The sequence below is a fragment of the Marinomonas sp. 63XJN7_9_ISO-PGPR-S23-217 genome (assembly GCF_056173515.1).
This window is the reverse complement of the sequence record NZ_CM149678.1, coordinates 4,141,477-4,159,865: the sequence shown is the minus strand read 5'-3', so window position 1 is coordinate 4,159,865 and position 18,389 is coordinate 4,141,477. Positions and strand designations below refer to the sequence as shown.

General features: G+C 43.5%; 16 protein-coding genes. 11 read left to right on the top strand and 5 right to left on the bottom strand.

Features of this window, described 5'->3' with window-relative positions; all coding sequences use genetic code 11:
- Positions 1 to 19: 19 nt before the first annotated feature.
- Positions 20 to 223 carry a tautomerase family protein gene (locus AC0VYI_RS19525; protein ID WP_199474217.1) on the bottom strand — a complete coding sequence of 68 codons (204 nt, stop codon included), beginning with the start codon at positions 221 to 223 and terminating at the stop codon, positions 20 to 22.
- 190 nt (positions 224 to 413) lie between these two features.
- Positions 414 to 1,439 carry an NAD-dependent epimerase/dehydratase family protein gene (locus AC0VYI_RS19520; protein WP_475444977.1) on the bottom strand — a complete coding sequence of 342 codons (1,026 nt, stop codon included), beginning with the start codon at positions 1,437 to 1,439 and terminating at the stop codon, positions 414 to 416.
- Positions 1,440 to 1,502: 63 nt separating this feature from the next.
- On the opposite strand from AC0VYI_RS19520, the gene AC0VYI_RS19515 reads away from it, so the two are divergent.
- The 3 genes from AC0VYI_RS19515 to AC0VYI_RS19505 all read left to right on the top strand — a co-directional run bounded on the left by AC0VYI_RS19515 (position 1,503) and on the right by AC0VYI_RS19505 (position 3,508).
- Entirely contained in the window at positions 1,503 to 2,393 is an 891-nt protein-coding gene (locus tag AC0VYI_RS19515) for a LysR family transcriptional regulator (protein WP_475444975.1), read from the top strand.
- A gap of 334 nt (positions 2,394 to 2,727) precedes the next feature.
- Complete coding sequence (locus AC0VYI_RS19510) at positions 2,728 to 3,189, top strand: hypothetical protein (protein ID WP_475444974.1); 462 nt, start codon at positions 2,728 to 2,730, stop codon at positions 3,187 to 3,189.
- Position 3,190: 1 nt separating this feature from the next.
- Positions 3,191 to 3,508 carry a hypothetical protein gene (locus AC0VYI_RS19505; RefSeq protein ID WP_475444972.1) on the top strand — a complete coding sequence of 106 codons (318 nt, stop codon included), beginning with the start codon at positions 3,191 to 3,193 and terminating at the stop codon, positions 3,506 to 3,508.
- 155 nt (positions 3,509 to 3,663) lie between these two features.
- On the opposite strand, the gene AC0VYI_RS19500 is transcribed toward AC0VYI_RS19505, so the two are convergent.
- Entirely contained in the window at positions 3,664 to 5,196 is a 1,533-nt protein-coding gene (locus AC0VYI_RS19500; protein ID WP_475444971.1) for a DUF3612 domain-containing protein, read from the bottom strand.
- A 167-nt stretch (positions 5,197 to 5,363) separates the two neighbouring features.
- Between AC0VYI_RS19500 and AC0VYI_RS19495 the strand changes: the two genes are divergently transcribed.
- The 4 genes from AC0VYI_RS19495 to AC0VYI_RS19480 all read left to right on the top strand — a co-directional run bounded on the left by AC0VYI_RS19495 (position 5,364) and on the right by AC0VYI_RS19480 (position 12,796).
- On the top strand, positions 5,364 to 7,532 hold the full coding sequence (locus tag AC0VYI_RS19495) for a malate synthase G (protein WP_475444969.1): 2,169 nt from the start codon (positions 5,364 to 5,366) through the stop codon (positions 7,530 to 7,532).
- Between the two features lie 49 nt (positions 7,533 to 7,581).
- On the top strand, positions 7,582 to 9,186 hold the full coding sequence (locus AC0VYI_RS19490; protein WP_475444967.1) for an isocitrate lyase: 1,605 nt from the start codon (positions 7,582 to 7,584) through the stop codon (positions 9,184 to 9,186).
- Between the two features lie 261 nt (positions 9,187 to 9,447).
- Positions 9,448 to 11,253 carry an ATP-binding protein gene (locus AC0VYI_RS19485; RefSeq protein ID WP_475444965.1) on the top strand — a complete coding sequence of 602 codons (1,806 nt, stop codon included), beginning with the start codon at positions 9,448 to 9,450 and terminating at the stop codon, positions 11,251 to 11,253.
- Positions 11,254 to 11,386: 133 nt separating this feature from the next.
- Positions 11,387 to 12,796: an esterase-like activity of phytase family protein gene (locus AC0VYI_RS19480; protein WP_475444963.1), complete on the top strand. Its 1,410-nt coding sequence runs from the start codon at positions 11,387 to 11,389 to the stop codon at positions 12,794 to 12,796.
- Between the two features lie 71 nt (positions 12,797 to 12,867).
- Here the strand turns inward: AC0VYI_RS19480 and AC0VYI_RS19475 are convergent, their stop codons facing one another.
- Complete coding sequence (locus AC0VYI_RS19475; RefSeq protein ID WP_199474233.1) at positions 12,868 to 13,326, bottom strand: superoxide dismutase family protein; 459 nt, start codon at positions 13,324 to 13,326, stop codon at positions 12,868 to 12,870.
- Between the two features lie 315 nt (positions 13,327 to 13,641).
- On the opposite strand from AC0VYI_RS19475, the gene AC0VYI_RS19470 reads away from it, so the two are divergent.
- The 3 genes from AC0VYI_RS19470 (at position 13,642) to AC0VYI_RS19460 (ending at position 16,430) form a co-directional block, all read left to right on the top strand.
- The gene (locus AC0VYI_RS19470) at positions 13,642 to 13,911 is read left to right on the top strand and encodes a hypothetical protein (protein ID WP_475444961.1); all 270 of its coding nucleotides are present in this window, start codon (positions 13,642 to 13,644) and stop codon (positions 13,909 to 13,911) included.
- Between the two features lie 240 nt (positions 13,912 to 14,151).
- Entirely contained in the window at positions 14,152 to 14,895 is a 744-nt protein-coding gene (locus AC0VYI_RS19465; protein WP_475444959.1) for a YccT family protein, read from the top strand.
- Between the two features lie 119 nt (positions 14,896 to 15,014).
- Positions 15,015 to 16,430 (top strand): mannose-1-phosphate guanylyltransferase/mannose-6-phosphate isomerase, encoded by a 1,416-nt coding sequence (locus AC0VYI_RS19460; RefSeq protein ID WP_475444957.1) that lies wholly within the window; start codon positions 15,015 to 15,017, stop codon positions 16,428 to 16,430.
- 12 nt (positions 16,431 to 16,442) lie between these two features.
- Here the strand turns inward: AC0VYI_RS19460 and AC0VYI_RS19455 are convergent, their stop codons facing one another.
- Positions 16,443 to 17,321, bottom strand: coding sequence for a carboxylate/amino acid/amine transporter (locus AC0VYI_RS19455; protein ID WP_475444955.1), 879 nt, complete (start codon positions 17,319 to 17,321; stop codon positions 16,443 to 16,445).
- 329 nt (positions 17,322 to 17,650) lie between these two features.
- On the opposite strand from AC0VYI_RS19455, the gene AC0VYI_RS19450 reads away from it, so the two are divergent.
- Positions 17,651 to 18,268 carry an OmpW family outer membrane protein gene (locus AC0VYI_RS19450; protein ID WP_475444953.1) on the top strand — a complete coding sequence of 206 codons (618 nt, stop codon included), beginning with the start codon at positions 17,651 to 17,653 and terminating at the stop codon, positions 18,266 to 18,268.
- Positions 18,269 to 18,389 lie beyond the last annotated feature (121 nt).

Here is an 18,389-nt window from a genome sequence, read left to right as displayed (position 1 = left end):
AGCGGATAAATCTTATAGCTTAGTCCTGTTGAGCGGCTTTTTTATCGCAATGTAACCTTCCTGCTTTTCCCCAATGTTCATCATCGAAATTTTGAAAGAAGACCGTCACCGCTTCAGGAGGTAACTCATAGGCTTCTTCAAACGCTTCTGTTATACGTTTTATTAACAATTGCTTCTGCTCTTTGCTTCGACCAGGTGATTGCTGGATGGTGATGACTGGCATAGATTATCTCCCTACTGAAGGATACTGCTGTTATTTGATTCGTTGTGGGTAGTACGGCTTCCTAATGGTTCTATTTTCGCTAACACTAAATAATGTCTTTATGTCCCTTGTGGAATAAAGTAGGGCAATACAAGAGCTTCAACGATACTAAAGCGTTTTGTTATTTTCTGCTAGCTAAGTCCCTGCTCCCTTAAGGTAAACAGCCTAACCCCTTTAATGTGTTCTCTACGGCTTGATCTATGGGGGTGGTGGGCTCTTCTCCTAACTGTGCTAGCAGTTTACTGTTGTTCATTCGGATAGGTTGTTGCCATAGGTATTTCATTTCCATCATTTCTCTTAGGGTTTCGTTGAAGGGGGCAATGAGGGGCATTAGCCACCAAGGAAAGACCGAAATATTAGGCGCTTTTCGGGTATGCTTTTCTACTACCCGACGAATGGCTTTTGCCATTTGCGTACCATCTTGATCCCAAAATCCACTCATATGAAAAGTGGCAAAGGCGTCTAATGTGTGGCGAGTTTCAATCAATTTGAGCATGGTGGCTGCGACATCGGGTAAGTAAGCCCATTGGTGCCCCACATTAGTGGTTGAAGGGTTTTTGATGTTTTTTACTGGTTTGTTTGGCTTGATTAACCCTTGAGAAAACCAATTGTTGGCGGCATTTGGCCCAAAGAAATCTCCTGCTCGGACTATGATTACCTGTCCACCTTGTTCGGAAAAATCTTGTAAGCGTCGTTCCATTTCTACGCGAATTTGACCTTTTTTAGTCACTGGGTTTTGTAAGGATAGCTCATTCAATAAAGGAAAAGCATCTGGTCCGTAGTTGTAGACCGTACCAGGGAGTACGATGCAAGCGCCGATTTTCTTAGCGACAGCAATCGTGTTGTTCAGCATAGGTAACACTAAGTCTTCCCAATGTTTATAGCCTGGTGGATTGACGCCATGCAATATCACGCAACAACCTTGAGCTGCGGCTTCCACATCTGCCTGATTGAGTGCATCCCCTTGAAACCAAGTAATATTGTCGTTTTCCGTAGGGTGGTAAGCGCCACGTTTGAGGGCGTTAATGAGCCATCCGGCTTTGCTTAGTTGATGTGTGACTTCGCGACCAATACCGCCCGTTGCGCCAAGTATTAAGGCCTTTGGTGTGTCATTTTTTTGCTGAATCATCATTTTCTCCAAGTGACGGTTTTCTAAATAAGTAGATTGATCAAGCAAGGTTAGATACTCTTCTAGCTAAATGAAATTAACGAAAACAATAGAGTGGCTATACATTTTTGTATGAATAAAGACATTGGATGGGAATTGTATCGATCCTTTCTTGGCGTCATGCAAGAGGGGTCTTTATCGGCAGCAGCCCGTGCCCTTGGTTCCACTCAGCCAACCATTGGGCGACATATTGCTGAGTTAGAGCGGGTACTGAATATCACTCTGTTTATTCGTACCCAAGGGGGATTAACGCCTACCGATGCCGCCAATGCTCTATTACTGCCTGCTAGTGAAATGGCGAATATTGCCGCTGCTATGGAACGTGTTACGAGTCGTCATGGTGACGATATTCAAGGTACGGTACGTGTCACCACCAGCGATGTAATAGGAATCGAAATTTTGCCGACGATCTTTGCCGATATTGCCGAGCGTTTTCCGAATATTCATCTAGAATTGGCATTGTCGGATAAGGTGCAAGATCTTTTGAGTCGGGAGGCTGATATAGCGATACGTATGTTTCGTCCTAAGCAAACCCAGTTGATTGCAAGACGTATTGGTAATATAGGCGTCGGTTTTTTTGCTCATACGTGTTATCTAACAAAACATGGTACGCCATCCACTCTGGCGGATCTTGAAGCGCATCGTTTGATTGGCTTTGACAGACTAACGGATTACATTCGTTCTGTGGCAAAAAAGCTTCCTTTTCCCTTAGAAAAAGACAGTTTTGTGTTGCGTGCCGATAGCAATGTCGCGCAATTGGCTTTGATTCGTGCGGGGGCGGGAATTGGCCTTTGTCAGATAGGTTTGGCAGAGCGAGACAAGAGTTTGGTACGCTTATTGGCCGAGGATTTTTGTTTTGAAATGGATACCTGGGTGACGATGCATGAGGATCTAAGAAAAAGTCCAGCTTGTAAAACGGTATTCAGAGAGCTGGTTGCTGTCTTACAAGGATATGTTTATTAATTTCAATGTGTATACGTCATCATGCTGCTCCTTTTTATTATCTATATTGCTTTTATTAGTTTAGGCCTGCCGGATGCCGTGTTGGGATCCTCTTGGCCTGTAATGAAAAATGATTTAGATGCCTCGTTAGAATTTGCGGGGGGATTTCTTTTATCATCAGTGCTGGCACTGTGATATCTAGCCTTTATGTGACGAAAGCCATTCATTATCACGAGGCTGATTTCTTAGCTTTTCCGTAAAGTGAATGTACTTGAAATGTTACCCTCTCATACTTGAACTATTTATCTATTTTGTGGAAAATGTATTATTTAGGGATTAAAAGGGATAAGGGTTTATGTCTAGGGAATTTTTCGTAAAAAATAAATTTTATACAACAGCTAGTCCAGAAGATTTTTGGATCGATGTGTTACACGCTCCTATTTTTAGATCTAGTAAAAGCGGTAGTACCCCCCAGTTTTTGTCGAGCGGTAGATTACGATCTGCTGATTTTCAATTAGCTCAAGATCCATTTGTAGAAGATAGACTGATTCTTCCTTCACCTCATAAAGGGCTTTCTTTTGCTGATAGCATTGAAACGTTAAGAAACAAGAAAGTAAGAGGTAGGTTTATTTTCAGGGGACAAAAGGCTTGGTCTATTACCCAAGGTTCTTTACCTGATGGTTTTGTCATAAATTTCACAGATAAAACGCACCCAATGATCAATGTTTATCGGCCTATGAAGGAGTCAGAGTTTATTGCAAAGATCAATAGTTTGCTCGAGAGTGGTAGATATCACTGCACTAATATAAGGGTTTAAGATGAAAGTGAAACAAATTGAGTTGCCAAAAGAGCTATTTGAGCCGTTAAAGAAAATTGCCGAGAGAGAACAATTTCCAGAGTGTCTTGAGATATTTTCTCGATATAACAATGGTTTTCTGACCCTTAATCAAGAACAGGCTCAAGTTTTAGCTGATCTTCTCGGGTATGAAGCGAGTAGAGTTAGCCTAAAATACCCTTACACAGATGATCACCCAAACTACAAAGAAGAAGACGCAGAAAAGTGGAGTGAGTTCTGTCAAAGTATTTTACCCCATACCATGGGGTATATATCTCGTCATTTTGATATAGAAGAATAGACTTCCCCAAACCGTATATAGACGCAGTGCCGTATACAATAAATGTTTTGATAAATCCAAGCCATGGGGTGTTGTTTTGCGCTGACGACGTCACTGGCACAAGCAAAACACCACAAGGCTTGACCTCCCCGATAAACTCTCCCCAAACAAGTCAACTACTTGGCATCACATTGCTGATAGCAACTTGGCGATCTTGGACAGACGGCGCCACGGGAGCAAATCAAGCGTGCATCATTGTCTATTCCCCGTTCTATCCAATTAATATTGAGAATTTTCGCCACGCTCATTAAGTCTTTTTTGATACTTCTCGGAATGGCTGAGGAGCCTCCTTTGGTTACGCAGGCTTGGCGCAAATCGGCGGCAATGCTTAGGGCATCTTTACTTTGAGCGTCAATGGCTGGGTTTAAATCGATGCCGGAACAAAGTACATGACTGTTGCCCGCTAGGTCGTGCACTTTAACGGATTCACAAGCATAAATCCGTGGTTCATCCCCTACATTGAGTATGGATATTTGCGCTGAGGTGCCGGTACTTGGCTCGCTGATTTTGCGAAACACCGACCAATGCTGGCAAGGGTCTTCCACCATGCTCATATTTCCCCAAGGCAATGGGATGCCATTGCCCCGATACACAGCTTTGAGCTTCCCTGGCGCGTAGGCATCAAAGTAATGCCAATGGGGATAAGGCGAAGCAGCGGTCATGCGCCGCATGGTGACCGATTCAGACACATCTGCCAGCTTTGCGGTATTGATTTCATAGCCATTGCGATCCAGCATTTGCCGAAAGGGCACTTTAGGACACAGTAAAGCGCCAGCAAAAAAGCTGCACTCGAAGTCTCGCCAAGCATACAGAATGTCCTGGGCATCCATGCCAGCGCCTGATGAGTGGGTCTTAGTGCTTTTTGATTGAAGTGGCGAGATTTCATTACGTCCTGTGACTAAGACGTTTTTCATCCCATCTTTATCGTGTAATACCGTGTGACCGATGTGTACCGCAAGGTTGTATTTCAAACGTTGCGGCTGGTTTTTCATAATTTGATTGATGTAGATGGTACTTGGCGGATCAAAAAAGGAGGTCACCACATGGCTTTCATCAATGCCCATGTCTTGTAGGACGGCTACAGGCGTTTTTCGGAACCATTTGATTTGTAGCCCCATTTGCTTGGTGATAGTGATCAGGTCATCGAGACTTAAGGGTAAGCGCTTGAGTCCTACTTCTTCGGCGGCTCGCTCTAAATCCGGAAAGTGATTTTGATGATGCTCTTGGTGAGCACGAATCAGCAAATGGGCAAATTGACGGCCACTGGTGCCTGTTTGGGAAAGCATTTCTGGAATGGCGATTTGCAAAATTTCTTTGGAGAAGAGAAAGTTTGGCTCTAATGCCATGCCATTGATGCCGCCACCCGAGCCTTTTGTCGGGGTAATGGCTTCTTCCTCGGGAATATCGTCTAAAAACCAAGCCACATTTTTTTGAAAAACACTGGCAATGACTTCCAATACCTCCTCACTAGGAATGCGTTTTCCTCTTTCGATCATGGATAAATAAGACACCGATGGGGCAGATTCTGCATCCATTTTTATACAGCGGGCGGATAAGTCTTCCATTGTCAAACGGTTACGTTTACGCAGGTTGCGGATCTTGGTGCCCAAAAAATGGGCTTTACGGTTGAGGCTATTTTTATTTTTCATTTTTGTGAAATTTACACTGTGTAATTCTTATTGTGAAATTTTAGATTATTAGAGAGTAGTCTATAAATCAAGCAATGGTTAACACGAGTGACCCCTTTGCTACCTGATAAACCTTGGTGTTTTGCCGTAGGTAACTATGAACAGACCGATTTAAGAAGGAAAGTGAGATGACTATGCCCTTACCAAAAAATAACAGTGTGATTCACTCAGGGTTTTACCGTTTCATCAATGACGACGTGTTGCCCCTTCATACTATCGAGCCTGATAAATTTTGGCGTGATCTTGATCAGTTGATTACCGATTTATCGCCTGTGAATCGTCAATTATTAGCGACTCGAGATGAGATGCAACGTCAAATTGATCAATGGCACCTTGCTCATAAAGGACAACCATTGGATATACCTGCCTATGAGGCTTTTTTACGGGAGATTGGCTACCTGGTCGCTGAAGGGGAAGATTTCACCATTACCACTGCAAATGTGGACGATGAAATCGCGACTTTGGCAGGACCTCAATTAGTGGTGCCTGCGAAGAATGCCCGTTTTTCGTTGAATGCGGCCAATGCCCGTTGGGGCAGTTTGTACGATGCCTTTTACGGCACTGATGTGATCCCAAAAAACGCGGAATTAGGCAGCCGTCAAGGTTATAACGCGGTTCGTGGTGAACGGGTCATTGCGAAAGCCAAAGGGTTTTTAGATGACGTCTTTCCACTGGAGTCTGGCTCCCATAAAGACGTCATCAGTTACATGGTGTACTACCGTCATCTATTAGCCTTTTTTGAAGATGGCAGCCAAACAGGGTTGAAACATCCATGTCAGTTGGTCGCGGTGAATGGGCAGCGTAGCGAGCCGGAAGCCATCCTGTTAAGAAACCATGGTTTGCATGTGGAAATTCAGTTTGATCGCAATGGTCTGAACGGTGCTAAGGATAAAGCGAATATTAACGACATTGTTATTGAGTCAGCGTTAAGCACCATTATCGACTGTGAGGATTCGGTAGCTGCAGTAGATGCGGAAGATAAGATTGAAGTCTATCGAAACTGGTTAGGCTTGATGCAAGGTACCCTAGAAGCAACCTTTGAGAAGGGCGGTCAAATACAAACTCGCAGAATGAATCCAGACCGTGTGTATACAGATTTAGAGGGCAATGAATATCGTTTGCCAGGCCGCGCTTTGTTGTTGGTGCGCAATGTTGGGCATTTGATGGAATGTGACTTGATGCAGGATGCGCAGGGTAACTTCGCCCCCGAAGGCATAATCGACGCAGTCGTCACGGCGTTAATCGGCGCGTTGGATTTGCAGAGATCAGCAGGCATTCGCAATAGTCAAACGGGCAGTATTTATATTGTCAAACCTAAGATGCATGGACCCGAGGAGGTGGCGTTTAGTTGTGAGCTGTTTGGTCGAGTTGAGCAAATGCTGGGGCTACCAGAGAACACCATTAAGATCGGTATTATGGATGAAGAGCGTCGCACGACAGTGAATTTAAAAGAATGTATTCGTCAGGCGAAATCTCGGGTGTTTTTCATTAATACCGGCTTTTTGGACCGCACTGGCGATGAGATACATACCAGTATGCAAGCGGGGCCTTTTTTACCAAAAGAACAAATCAAGCATCAGCCTTGGATCCAAGCCTATGAGGATCGCAATGTCACCATTGGCTTGCAATGTGGTTTGTCTGGAAAAGCACAAATTGGCAAGGGCATGTGGGCCATGCCGGATGAGATGGCTGCCATGATGGAGGCAAAAGTTGCGCATCCAAAAGCGGGAGCAAGTACGGCTTGGGTGCCTTCTCCTACCGCTGCAACACTGCATGCTTTGCATTATCACCAAGTGGATGTGTTTGAAGTGCAAGAACGTATTAAGCTCCGTCCGCAAGCGAGTCTAACGGATCTACTCCTTATCCCGACGATTCCAAGCAATTTAACCCTGTCTCGCCAAGTCATCGAGAGAGAAATCGAGAACAATGTACAAGGCTTATTAGGGTATGTCGTGCGTTGGGTTGAGGCTGGCGTGGGGTGTTCCAAAGTGCCAGACATCAATAACGTTGGTTTGATGGAAGACCGTGCCACTTTGCGGATCTCCAGCCAGCATTTGGCCAATTGGTTGCTGCATGGCATGTGCAGTAAGGAGCAAATTGATGAGGTAATGCTGCGTATGGCTCAAGTCGTGGATAAGCAAAATAAAGCCACTGATGGTTACCAATCGATGGCTGAGAATCCATCGACCAGTTATGCCTTCCAAGCGGCGCAAGATTTGATCTTTAAAGGAACGGATCAGCCTAACGGTTACACCGAGCCTTTGTTACATGCTTATCGTCTAAGAGCAAAAGTTTGATCCAAATACATTAATTTTATCTTAAACAACCTGAAGAGCGAGAAATCACATGATGACGTATAAAAATAAAACTCAACAAGTAAGCCAAAGCCTTTCTCAACAAGGCCCAACTTGGGCGGCGATGAACCCAGAATATGTGGTGAGAATGCAATTACAAAACCGTTTTAATACGGGGCTAGATATTGCCAGGTACACAGCTAAGATCATGCGTGAAGACATGGCAAGCTATGATAAAGATCCAGCGAATTACACCCAGTCTTTAGGGTGCTGGCATGGCTTTGTCGGTCAGCAAAAAATGATTTCCATTAAGAAGCATTTTGGTACCACGCGCAGTCGTTACTTGTATTTGTCTGGTTGGATGGTGGCCGCCATGCGTTCTGAATTTGGTCCTCTGCCTGATCAATCTATGCATGAAAAAACGTCTGTACCGGCTTTAATCGAAGAACTGTACACCTTTTTGAAACAAGCCGATGCGCGTGAGTTACAACATTTGTTTAAAGAAATGGACGAGGCGAGAGACGCAGGCGATCAGGTCCGTGAGCAAGCGGCTCAGCAAAAAATCGATAACTTTGAAACTCATGTGGTGCCGATTATTGCCGATATTGATGCCGGGTTTGGTAACGAAGAAGCCACTTATTTGCTCGCGAAGAAGATGATCGAAGCCGGGGCGTGCTGTATTCAGATTGAAAACCAAGTGTCTGATGCAAAACAATGTGGTCACCAAGATGGGAAAGTGACCGTGCCTCATGAAGACTTCCTGGCAAAAATTAATGCCGTTCGCTATGCCTTTTTGGAGCTAGGGGTGGATGATGGTGTGATTGTTGCCCGTACCGACTCTTTGGGCGCAGGTCTAACACAAAAAATCCCTGTGTCTCGCAGTGCGGGTGACTTGGCTGAGCAATACACGGCCTTTATTGATGGAGAAGAAGTGACCTCCCTTGAGCAAATGAAATCGGGTGATATGGCCATCAAACAGGGTGATCGTGTGATCAAGCCCACTCGCTTAGCCAATGGGTTGGTGCGTTTTAAACCTAATACAGGTGAGGATCGTGTGGTGTTGGATTGCATTACGTCTTTGCAAAATGGGGCGGATTTATTATGGATTGAAACAGAGAAGCCGCATATTGGGCAAATTGCTAATCTTGTGAACCGTATCCGTGACGTTGTTCCCAATGCTAAGTTGGTTTACAACAACAGTCCATCTTTTAACTGGACACTGAACTTCCGTCAACAAGTATTTGATGCTTGGTTGGAAGAAGGCAAAGACGTGAGCCAGTATCAACGTGAAAGACTGATGTCAGAAGATTACGATGCTAGTGCATTGGCAGAAGAAGCTGATGAGCGTATTCGCCGCTTCCAAAAAGACGCCGCCGCTCAGGCTGGGATCTTCCATCATTTGATTACCTTGCCAACCTACCATACTGCCGCGTTGTCTACGGATAACTTGGCGAAAGATTACTTCGGTGAATTAGGTATGTTGGGTTATGTAAGAGAAGTGCAGCGTCAAGAAATTCGTCAAGGTTTGGCCTGTGTAAAACACCAAGACATGTCTGGTTCCAACATTGGGGATGATCACAAAGAGTATTTCTCTGGTGAACAAGCGCTGAAAGCGTCTGGTAAAGATAATACCATGAACCAATTCGCGGCCATTTGATTGGATAGTGAGTCCAATACAAATTAGCGAAGTGTGCAAGTAAGCAAAAGGCTAGCTGTTTTCCCTCAGTTAGCCTTTTTTTGTGGATCGTTTCCAGCGCCATGTTTACTATCGTCAGTTAATCAAAGTGGCTTTTTTTAAGAAGGGAAAACTGACTTATTAGTTCTCAATATTTTTGAAATGTTCTATGATTGAGTCCACTGGTATCTTTTTGTTGATGCAGGTAAGACTCTTAACCCCCATGAAATTCTGAGAACTTTTTTGAAGAATGCATTTTATAGGCTTGATGATAGTCAAGTTAGTGATATTAGCTTAAAAGATATTGCCAGACGTTCCAGGTACGGCGGGATATTTTATCTATTTGCCTTTTGGGGAGCGGTTTTTAGCTCAACAACTGCGCGCGAGCACCTATTTATTATTGGTGTTTTTTCTGTGTGCTTTTTGGTATTGCAGATTTATCGCTTGGCTTTGTTTAATAAACTCTTTTCAGACAATGAGATAAACGTTTCTCCTTACTACACTCACTACTGTTTTCTCTACTTAGCATCTGCAATCGTGTGGGGGAGCTGTTCTGCATGGTTGTTTTTTGTTAATCCCTCAGTTGATCTCGCGGTGACGATTAATATGATGTCAGCGGCCTGTCTCAGTATTGGGGGCGTTAATGTCTTGGCGCCTAGTTATAAAATATTGCGCCTCTATTGTTTTCTTATCTGTGTCCCCTTTGCTTTAGCCGCCGGAATATTTTTAGAGGCACCTGGGAGCTATACCATTGCTTGTTTAATATTGGGTTATGGCTTGTTTATTTTCGAGACAGGAAAGCAGCAACATCGCACTTACTGGCAAGCACTGAATGATAATTTGCGCCTATCCGCTCAGGCCGCTGAATTGGAAAAGGCGAAAATTGCCGCCGAGCAGGCAGCTCAGGCGAAAGCGGATTTTCTCGCGTCGATGACCCATGAAATAAGAACGCCCATGAATGGTGTGCTTGGTATGGCTCAATTGTTGGCTCTGAGTGATCTGAATGAGCAACAACAGCAGCAGGTAAATGTGATCAATAATGCTGGTCGAACATTGATGCACATTATTAATAATATTCTTGATTACTCTAAAATGGATGCAAAACAACTGGCATTAGAACAGCTGCTATTTAACCCTCGTAATGTGGTTAATGAGGCGGTGTTGTTATTGTCAGTACAGTTTGAAAAAAAGCCGATAAAACTGAATTGCATAATGGATGATATCCCTGAATGGGTGCAGGGTGACCCTTATCGACTTCATCAAGTGCTCTATAATCTTATTGGTAATGCCTTCAAATTCACTGATGAAGGCGAAATAACCATTAAGGTCTCTTGTCAAAAAAATCATGAGGGTAATACTCTGACATTCAATTTTACCGTGAGTGATACGGGGATTGGTATTGCTCCAGAACATCGGCAACATATTTTTGATCAGTTCTACCAAGTCAATCAATTTAATTCAAATATTCGTGGGACTGGATTGGGGTTGAGTATTACGCAACGCCTAGTTGAATTTATGGGGGGGACAATTTCCGTAGAGAGCTCCATTGGTGTGGGAAGTGTTTTTACGGTTGAACTTCCGTTTACTGTAACGGATGAGATTCAAAAGGGATTATTACCCGCTTTAGGGTGTGAATCAGGTATTCATACTGATTCATTGCACACTTTACATATATTGTTAGCGGAAGATAACCGAATCAATCAAATGATCTGTGAACAACTGCTCGTAAAATTGGGGTGTGTTGTTGATGTGGTTGAAACCGGACGGATTGCGCTGGAAAAGGTTACTGATAATAAGCCCTACGATGCCATTTTTATGGATTGTAATATGCCTGATATGGACGGCTTTTTAGCCACAGCCGCTATTCGAGGAGCGGAGAAAAATGCTGGGAGGAGTGAAACGCCGATCATTGCTCTGACTGCTCATGTTGAAGAGGAGGTAAAACGCAAATGCCTAGAGTCTGGGATGAACGATTTTTTGAGTAAACCTTTTTTGTTTGAAGATCTAGAGGCCATTATTAACCGTATTCGAATGGGAACATTTTTTTAGACCGTATACAGTGTTATGAGCGTGCTTTTAACACATCTGTTGGCTTTTTAATCAAACTGTCATGCTAACTCTTTACTTTATGTTGACAAATTGGCGTTCGCTCAAACGCCTTATAAACATAAGAGGAAGCGTTATGAATAAGTTGTGGTTTGCTGGTGTGCTTTGTGCAGGCGTGTTATCAGGTTGTGCTAGTCAGTCTTCTATGTCAAAAACTCCCCAGTTTGTTGAGTCTTTTCCGAAAACGGGGAGTTACTTACCCTATACCGTATTACGTCATGATTTGATTGATGACAAAACCCATAAGCCATTTGAGATTCGAAATGGCGGTTATGGCTCTTCCATGACAGGCAACCCAAATCAAGCCAATCAGTTTTACGCCCTGACGGATCGCGGCCCGAATGCAAGTTATAATGGTGACTATGGCAAAGGCAAGATTTTCCCTGTGCCAAATTATACTCCTCGGATTGGGTTGTTTGAGGTAGAAGATAACGGCCAAATTCGTCAAGTGGATACGATCTTATTGCGCCGCTCTGATGGGCAGCCTATTACTGGGTTGCCAAACTCTCCTGCACTGGGTGGTACTGGAGAGACCCCTTATCATGTTGATGGTAAGCCTATTTTAATGGACGACTCTAAACCTTATAACAAAGTCACTAATCCGATAAAAGTGGACGATTACGGATTAGACAGTGAAGGCCTTGTTGCCATGAAAGATGGCACCTTTTGGGTGAGTGATGAATATGGGCCACATATCGTGCATTACGATAGTAATGGTGTTGAGATTGGTCGTATTAACCCATTTAAAAATGATGCCCGCGATGTCTTCCATTTGCCTGAAGTATTTGCCCATCGTCGTCCTAACCGAGGTATGGAAGGGTTGGCTGTGACACCAGATCAGAAAACCTTGGTTGGCATTATGCAATCAACAATGCGCAATCCAAATAAAGCGGCTCAAAAGGGGGATTTAACGCGTATTGTTACAGTGAACCTTGAAACAGGCAAAACGGAACAATACCTCTATCGTCAAGATAAAGCGCAAAATTCGAACTCTGAGTTAGCAGATTTAAATAGCCATGAGTTTTTGGTTGATGAGCGAGACGGAGGGTTCTTGTTGGGCGGCCCAGATGGTAAGGCGAACCCTAATGTGCAAAAGAAAATTTATCGAATTGATCTTAACCGTGGTACCCCCTTGTCTACAGTGGCTTTGTCATCATCCATTACCCGCGATGCCAGCCATGGCTTGATGATTGATGGTCTGACCCTTGAGCAGTATACGGAGAAAAATGGCTGGGAGGCGTTGGCCCAAAAAGGCATTTATCCTGTTAGTAAGTCACTGGTTGTCGATGTGGCCAAAGCGGTCTCTTATCCACATGATAAAATGGAAGGTATGTGGGTGATTGATCCCTATCATTTAGGGGTATTAAACGACGATGATTTTGCCACTTGGTCTACCAAGGGCAAGCTAGAACAGAAGTACTTGGATGGTAATACAATAGACGCAGCGCAATTGTATATTATTAAGGCAAATTTGATGGGGAACTAACGGCTGTTAGTGATTAACCAAAAATGGGATGTTTCGGCATCCCATTTTGACATTGACTACCTTAGGGAGGATTACTTTTCTAAAATACCACAGCCAATCCGCGCTCCGCTTGCATCATGAATCACGACAGCGTGCCCCAAATTGGCTTTGTAATCTAATCCTGATATCAAGCGAAAGCTGCCTTTTGCACGACCTTTAGAGTCAGATACCCATTGAGCGCTTTTCCAGTAGTCGCCGCCAGATTTCGGAGAGAAATAGTGACCACCAACTTTGTCAGCTTCTTTACAGCTGGTACCAACATGAATATGAAGACCGCCGTCATTAACGGGCTTCAATCCTTTTAAGTTGTATTTGACCGTCATATCTTTTTTATCAAAATGGACTGAGACATGGCCTGTTACCGTTGTTTTCGTTCCAGGGTAAGCTCCTATCTTAGCGTGTAGTGAATGTGCACTTACAGCAAAAGACAGCGTACTGGCAAGCAAGCCCACTCCAAGAATGGTCAGTTTCCGGTTGCGAGATATCATCATGATAAGCACTCCTTGAATCATTGATATGAACGTTAATGAGATTGAAGAATATCTTTAGCCATAACGAGTATTGATCCTATGGTTTTCTGAAAATCGTTCAACCTCCATCACACTACGCTTTCTTTTACCCTGTTTGCATGTTCTTAATGGCGGTGCTGATGTTCTTTCATTGTCTGTACGATTTTTTTGCAAAATTTGTCTCTAATGGAGCTTGTTTGTCAAAAAAACGACACTTGAGGAGCGGTTTTGATTGTTTGCTTTTACCGACTAAGCCTCTTAGGATTCGCTTTATGAAAAATGGAATAAGGCGTTGAGATGACAAATTGTTTAAAAATGAATAAGGCGACCATATTGGCCGCTGTGATGTTTGGGTTAACGGCATGCGCGTCTATGGATAACACTGGCTATAGAGGAGGAGATCATCGTGGTGGTGGTCCAGCAGGGGCTTATGGTGTGCCTGATGCTAAGGCCAGTCCTGAGACCTCGGGCAAAGTAGAGAAAAAAGAAAGTGCTAAGCAAGTGCAAGAGGACATTTATACTGGGGGAGATCACCGTGGTGGTGGCCCACACGGCCCGCTGGGTTAAGTTGAATGCTCTTAATTTTATAAAAAAATATTATAAAAGATAGTCTTATCAGGATAGCTTGTAGTATCGAATCAAGTCAAAATTGGGAAAGCGTGTATAAAAAGTGCTGTTTTCTCTTAACTTGCCATCTGTTTGTGATAAATTGACGCTCGATACGGAGTTCGAACCAGTTTCGAATAATAATATTTTCACCATATAAGTTCGTGATAACACAGATCGCGCTTTTTAGGGAGCCAATATATGCGCTTTAAAAAATCAATCTTACTTGCCAGCTCGCTTCTTCTTGGAGCTGTTACCACCCATGCTATGGCGGCCACATTTAAAGTGCCAACATCTTATCAAATCATGTACATTGACCTAAAAGATGGTAATAATTATGGCGATGATTTTGAAGTGACCATTCCATCAGGTCATCACCAAATCGTTGTTCGTTATAACCAATCGCTTCGTCATGGTGGCGATGTTGATATGATTAAGTCTGAGCCACTGATCATTGATATGGATGTCAAAAAAGGCGCAAATCTTGAATTAAAAGCGCCTTATATCCACGAAAAATCGCGAGCAGAAAAGTATTCTCAAAAGCCAAAATTTGACATTGTCAACAGCAAAGGCGATGAGGTTCAATATAAAGTCAGTATGTTGCCGCTTCAGCCAGGTTTCCAACCCCTACGTAATTATCGAGAAGAAATCAAAGAGTTTACCGGTGAGGGGGCTACGAAGCAGCAAGCGAATACCTCTGCTAATGCCTCTTATTCGGCTCCTGCTCCGGCTCCTAAGTCTGTTACGCAGACAAATGAATTCCAGATGATGCAATTTTGGTTTAATAAGTCAGACGAGCAGACCCGCAAAAATTTTCGCATTTGGATAGTGGATCATACCTATCAAACTAAAGTGAAGAATACACAATATGAAATGTTGCAGTTCTGGTATAACAAAGCTAATAAGGCTGAGCGTAAAGCTTTTCAGGTTTGGTTGCTTCAATAAAATGAAATAATAGCTTAGGTGATAAACGCCAATGCGCTTGTATAAAAAGCCCTGTTTTGACAGGGTTTTTTTATATCTAGGTAGAATAGTGGCTTACGTTGTGTGTACAAGGAGCAAATGTGGTTCTCATTCCTGTGATTTTAGCGGGGGGAAGTGGCGAGCGATTATGGCCGTTATCTCGTCACCATACCGCCAAGCCGTTTATTGACTTATTCGGTTCTACTTATACGCTTTTTCAAGAAACCTTGTTACGCGTGCAGGGGCTATCTGAGCATGCGCCTATCATTGTTTGCAATGAGGTGCATCGTTTCTTAGTGGCTCAACAGCTACAAGAGCTCAGCATAAAAAATGCCTCTATTATGCTGGAGTCTGTGGGGCGTAATACAGCACCAGCTATTACATTGGCGGCGCTAGAAGCTAAGCGACGACATCTGCAAGACAATGACTCGGAGCAAGAGTGCATCATGCTAGTGCTGCCTGCAGATCACCTTATTAAGGATCTGGATGCTTTTGGTGAGGCCATCAAGCAAAGCATTGAAGTAGCCCAAAAGGGGAACTTGGTGACCTTTGGTATAGAAGTTACCCGACCTGAAACGGGTTATGGCTATATTCAGTCACTGGATGGCACATCCGTTACTGCCTTTGTTGAAAAACCAGATAAAGACACTGCTCAGCGTTATTACTCATCTGGAGAGTATCTTTGGAACAGTGGCATGTTTGTTTTTAAACCAGAGTGTTACTTAACTGAATTGGCATTACATCAAGCACAGATACATCAGTCGGTGAGCTTGGCTTATCAGGAGCGTAAAGAAGACTTAGATTTTATTCGTGTTGATGAAGCGAGTTTTTCGACCTGCCCCAATGAGTCCATTGATTATGCGCTTATGGAAAAAACCGAACGAGCCAAAGTGATTGCTTATAAGGGCGATTGGAGTGATGTAGGATCTTGGGAGGCACTATTCGACCACGCTGAGAAAGATGAACGTCATAATGCTCTAATGGGGGATGTGATGCTTGAAACTACCTCAAATAGTTTGGTCAGAGCAGATAGTCGTTTAGTGGCAACGGTCGGCGTTGACAATCTGGTGGTGATTGAAACGGCAGATGCCGTTTTGGTAATGGATAAGCAGCACTCACAAGGACTGAAGAAAATTGTGCAACGTATTCAGGCTAGTGGTCGTGAGGAGCATCGTTTTCATAAAAAAGTGCATCGTCCTTGGGGGAGTTATGAAGTTATGGCGATGGGTGAGCGTTACAAGGTGAAGCGTATTGTCGTCAGGCCAGGGGGAAAACTCAGTGTGCAGATGCATTACCATCGGGCTGAGCATTGGGTTGTGGTCTCTGGTTCGGCTAGAGTTTACAAGGGTGATGAAAGCTTTCTTCTCTCGGAGAATGAGTCCACCTATATTCCTTTAGGGGAAACTCATTCTCTTGAAAACCTAGGAGAGATAGCCCTAGAACTGATCGAGGTACAGTCTGGAGGCTACCTTGGCGAGGATGATATCGTTCGATTCCATGATCACTATGGACGTTAAAGCATGGTCTTTTTACGCCATTTTGGTAAGGTGCTTGCTGAATCTCTGGTTGAATTTATCGTTCACAATTAAGGCTAATAGGATGATTGAACCGCCAATAGAGAGCCGCAGTATGTCGGCATTATGGTTCCAAAAAACCACATTGACAAAAATACCAGCAGGAATCAGTAGATTATTGGCAACGGCTAAGGTTCCCACATTGACCATTGTCGCCCCTTTGTTCCAAGCGAAATAACCGACTCCTGAGGCGATGGTACCGAGATAAACCAGGATGCTCCATTGTAAAGGGGTGGTGGGGAGTTTGTTGATATTCCCCAGCATTAAGAAACAAGGAATCACTACGGCAAGAGCACCAAGAAAGAACCAACCAAATACTGTGCGTTGGGGGAGGTCTGGACGCTCTTTGGCGATGATGCGCTTATAGCCCACTTGACCAGCGGCAAAGCATAAATTTGCTCCTTGAACGATCAAAAGACCTTTTATGTATCCATCATTCACTTCTTGGTAGCGAATGGCGACGGCACCGAGAATGGCAAGTAAGGCACTGATAATAAAGCCAATATTCAAACGGCGGTCTAACAGATCATTCAGTAAGGTGACGTAAATAGGTGTCATGACGGTAAAGAGTAAGACTTCGGGGACCGTCAAAAAGAGAAAGGATTGATAGTAAAAACCGTACATGATGCCAAGTTGCAATGCGCCACACACCATGAGCTGTAGTGCTACTTTGGCTTCAATTTGACGTAATTTCAAAAAGGGTAAAAACACCAAGGTCGCAAGTGATACTCGCATTAATACAGAGAACCAGGCATCAACTTGCCCGGCAAGATAGACACCGATTAAGCTAAAGGAAAAAGCCCACAACAGGGTGACGGCAAGTAGTATTGGCATGAATCTGGTTTCCAGTGTGATGATGGCGTAAGTTTACCGATTTCAGTGTATTAGGTAAATTAGTAAACTCATAATTTTTTTTAGGTTTACTGGCTGTTTTTTCAAGCTTGGAAAAAGAGATATGAGCCTCGGCTGTATGACAAAGAGAGATGATGAATCGATGTTTTCTGGGTTATCAAGTTGTATTTTATTGATCTGGGTGGGTATTTCTTATCTATAAAAAAGCTGGGAAAGAGAAAAATTGATCTAGATTAATATTTTAATGTTAGATCCTTGTTACTTTTCTTGTCATTGAAACTTTGTTTGATCAAGAAAAAAAGGAATCTATCATGAAAGCTTTACTACCTGTGGCTCTTGTTTCTGCTCTTTGTTCTACCGCTGCTTTGGCGCATCAAGCTGGCGATTTCTTCGTTCGTGGTGGTGTTGCTACCGTGATGCCAAATGAAAGCAGTGATGACGTTGCTGTAAGTGATAACCAAGAACTAAAAATCAGTAACGATACTCAATTGGCTGCCACATTGACTTATATGATAACTGATAATATTGGGGCTGAGTTGTTGTTGGCGACGCCTTTTAAACATGATGTATCTACTTCTAAACTTGGAAAAGTGGCAGAAGTTTCTGAACTACCGCCTTCTTTAATGGCACAGTATTATTTTGGCAAGTCAAACAGTGATATTCGTCCTTATGTCGGGGCGGGTTTAAACCACACAGTATTTTTTGATGCGAAAGGCAAAGGAGCGTTAGCTGGCACGAATGTAAGTGTCGATGGTACTTGGGGGCTTGCTGCACAAGCGGGTGTCGATATGAAGATTAGTGATAAACTGTTTGCCAACGCTTCTGTTTGGTACATGAATATTGATACCGATGTTCATACAGCTGTTGGTACAATCAGTACTAAAGTAAACCCTCTTGCTGTTATGGTGGGTGTTGGTTATACCTTCTAAGCAGTCGTTACACAGTTAAGTCTGGAAACCCTGATACTCGAAAGAGGTCAGGGTTTTTGTTATCAGAGCTTTGTTGATTTTAATCTATTCCGCCACAAGATGTTGTATTACGTATTGATAT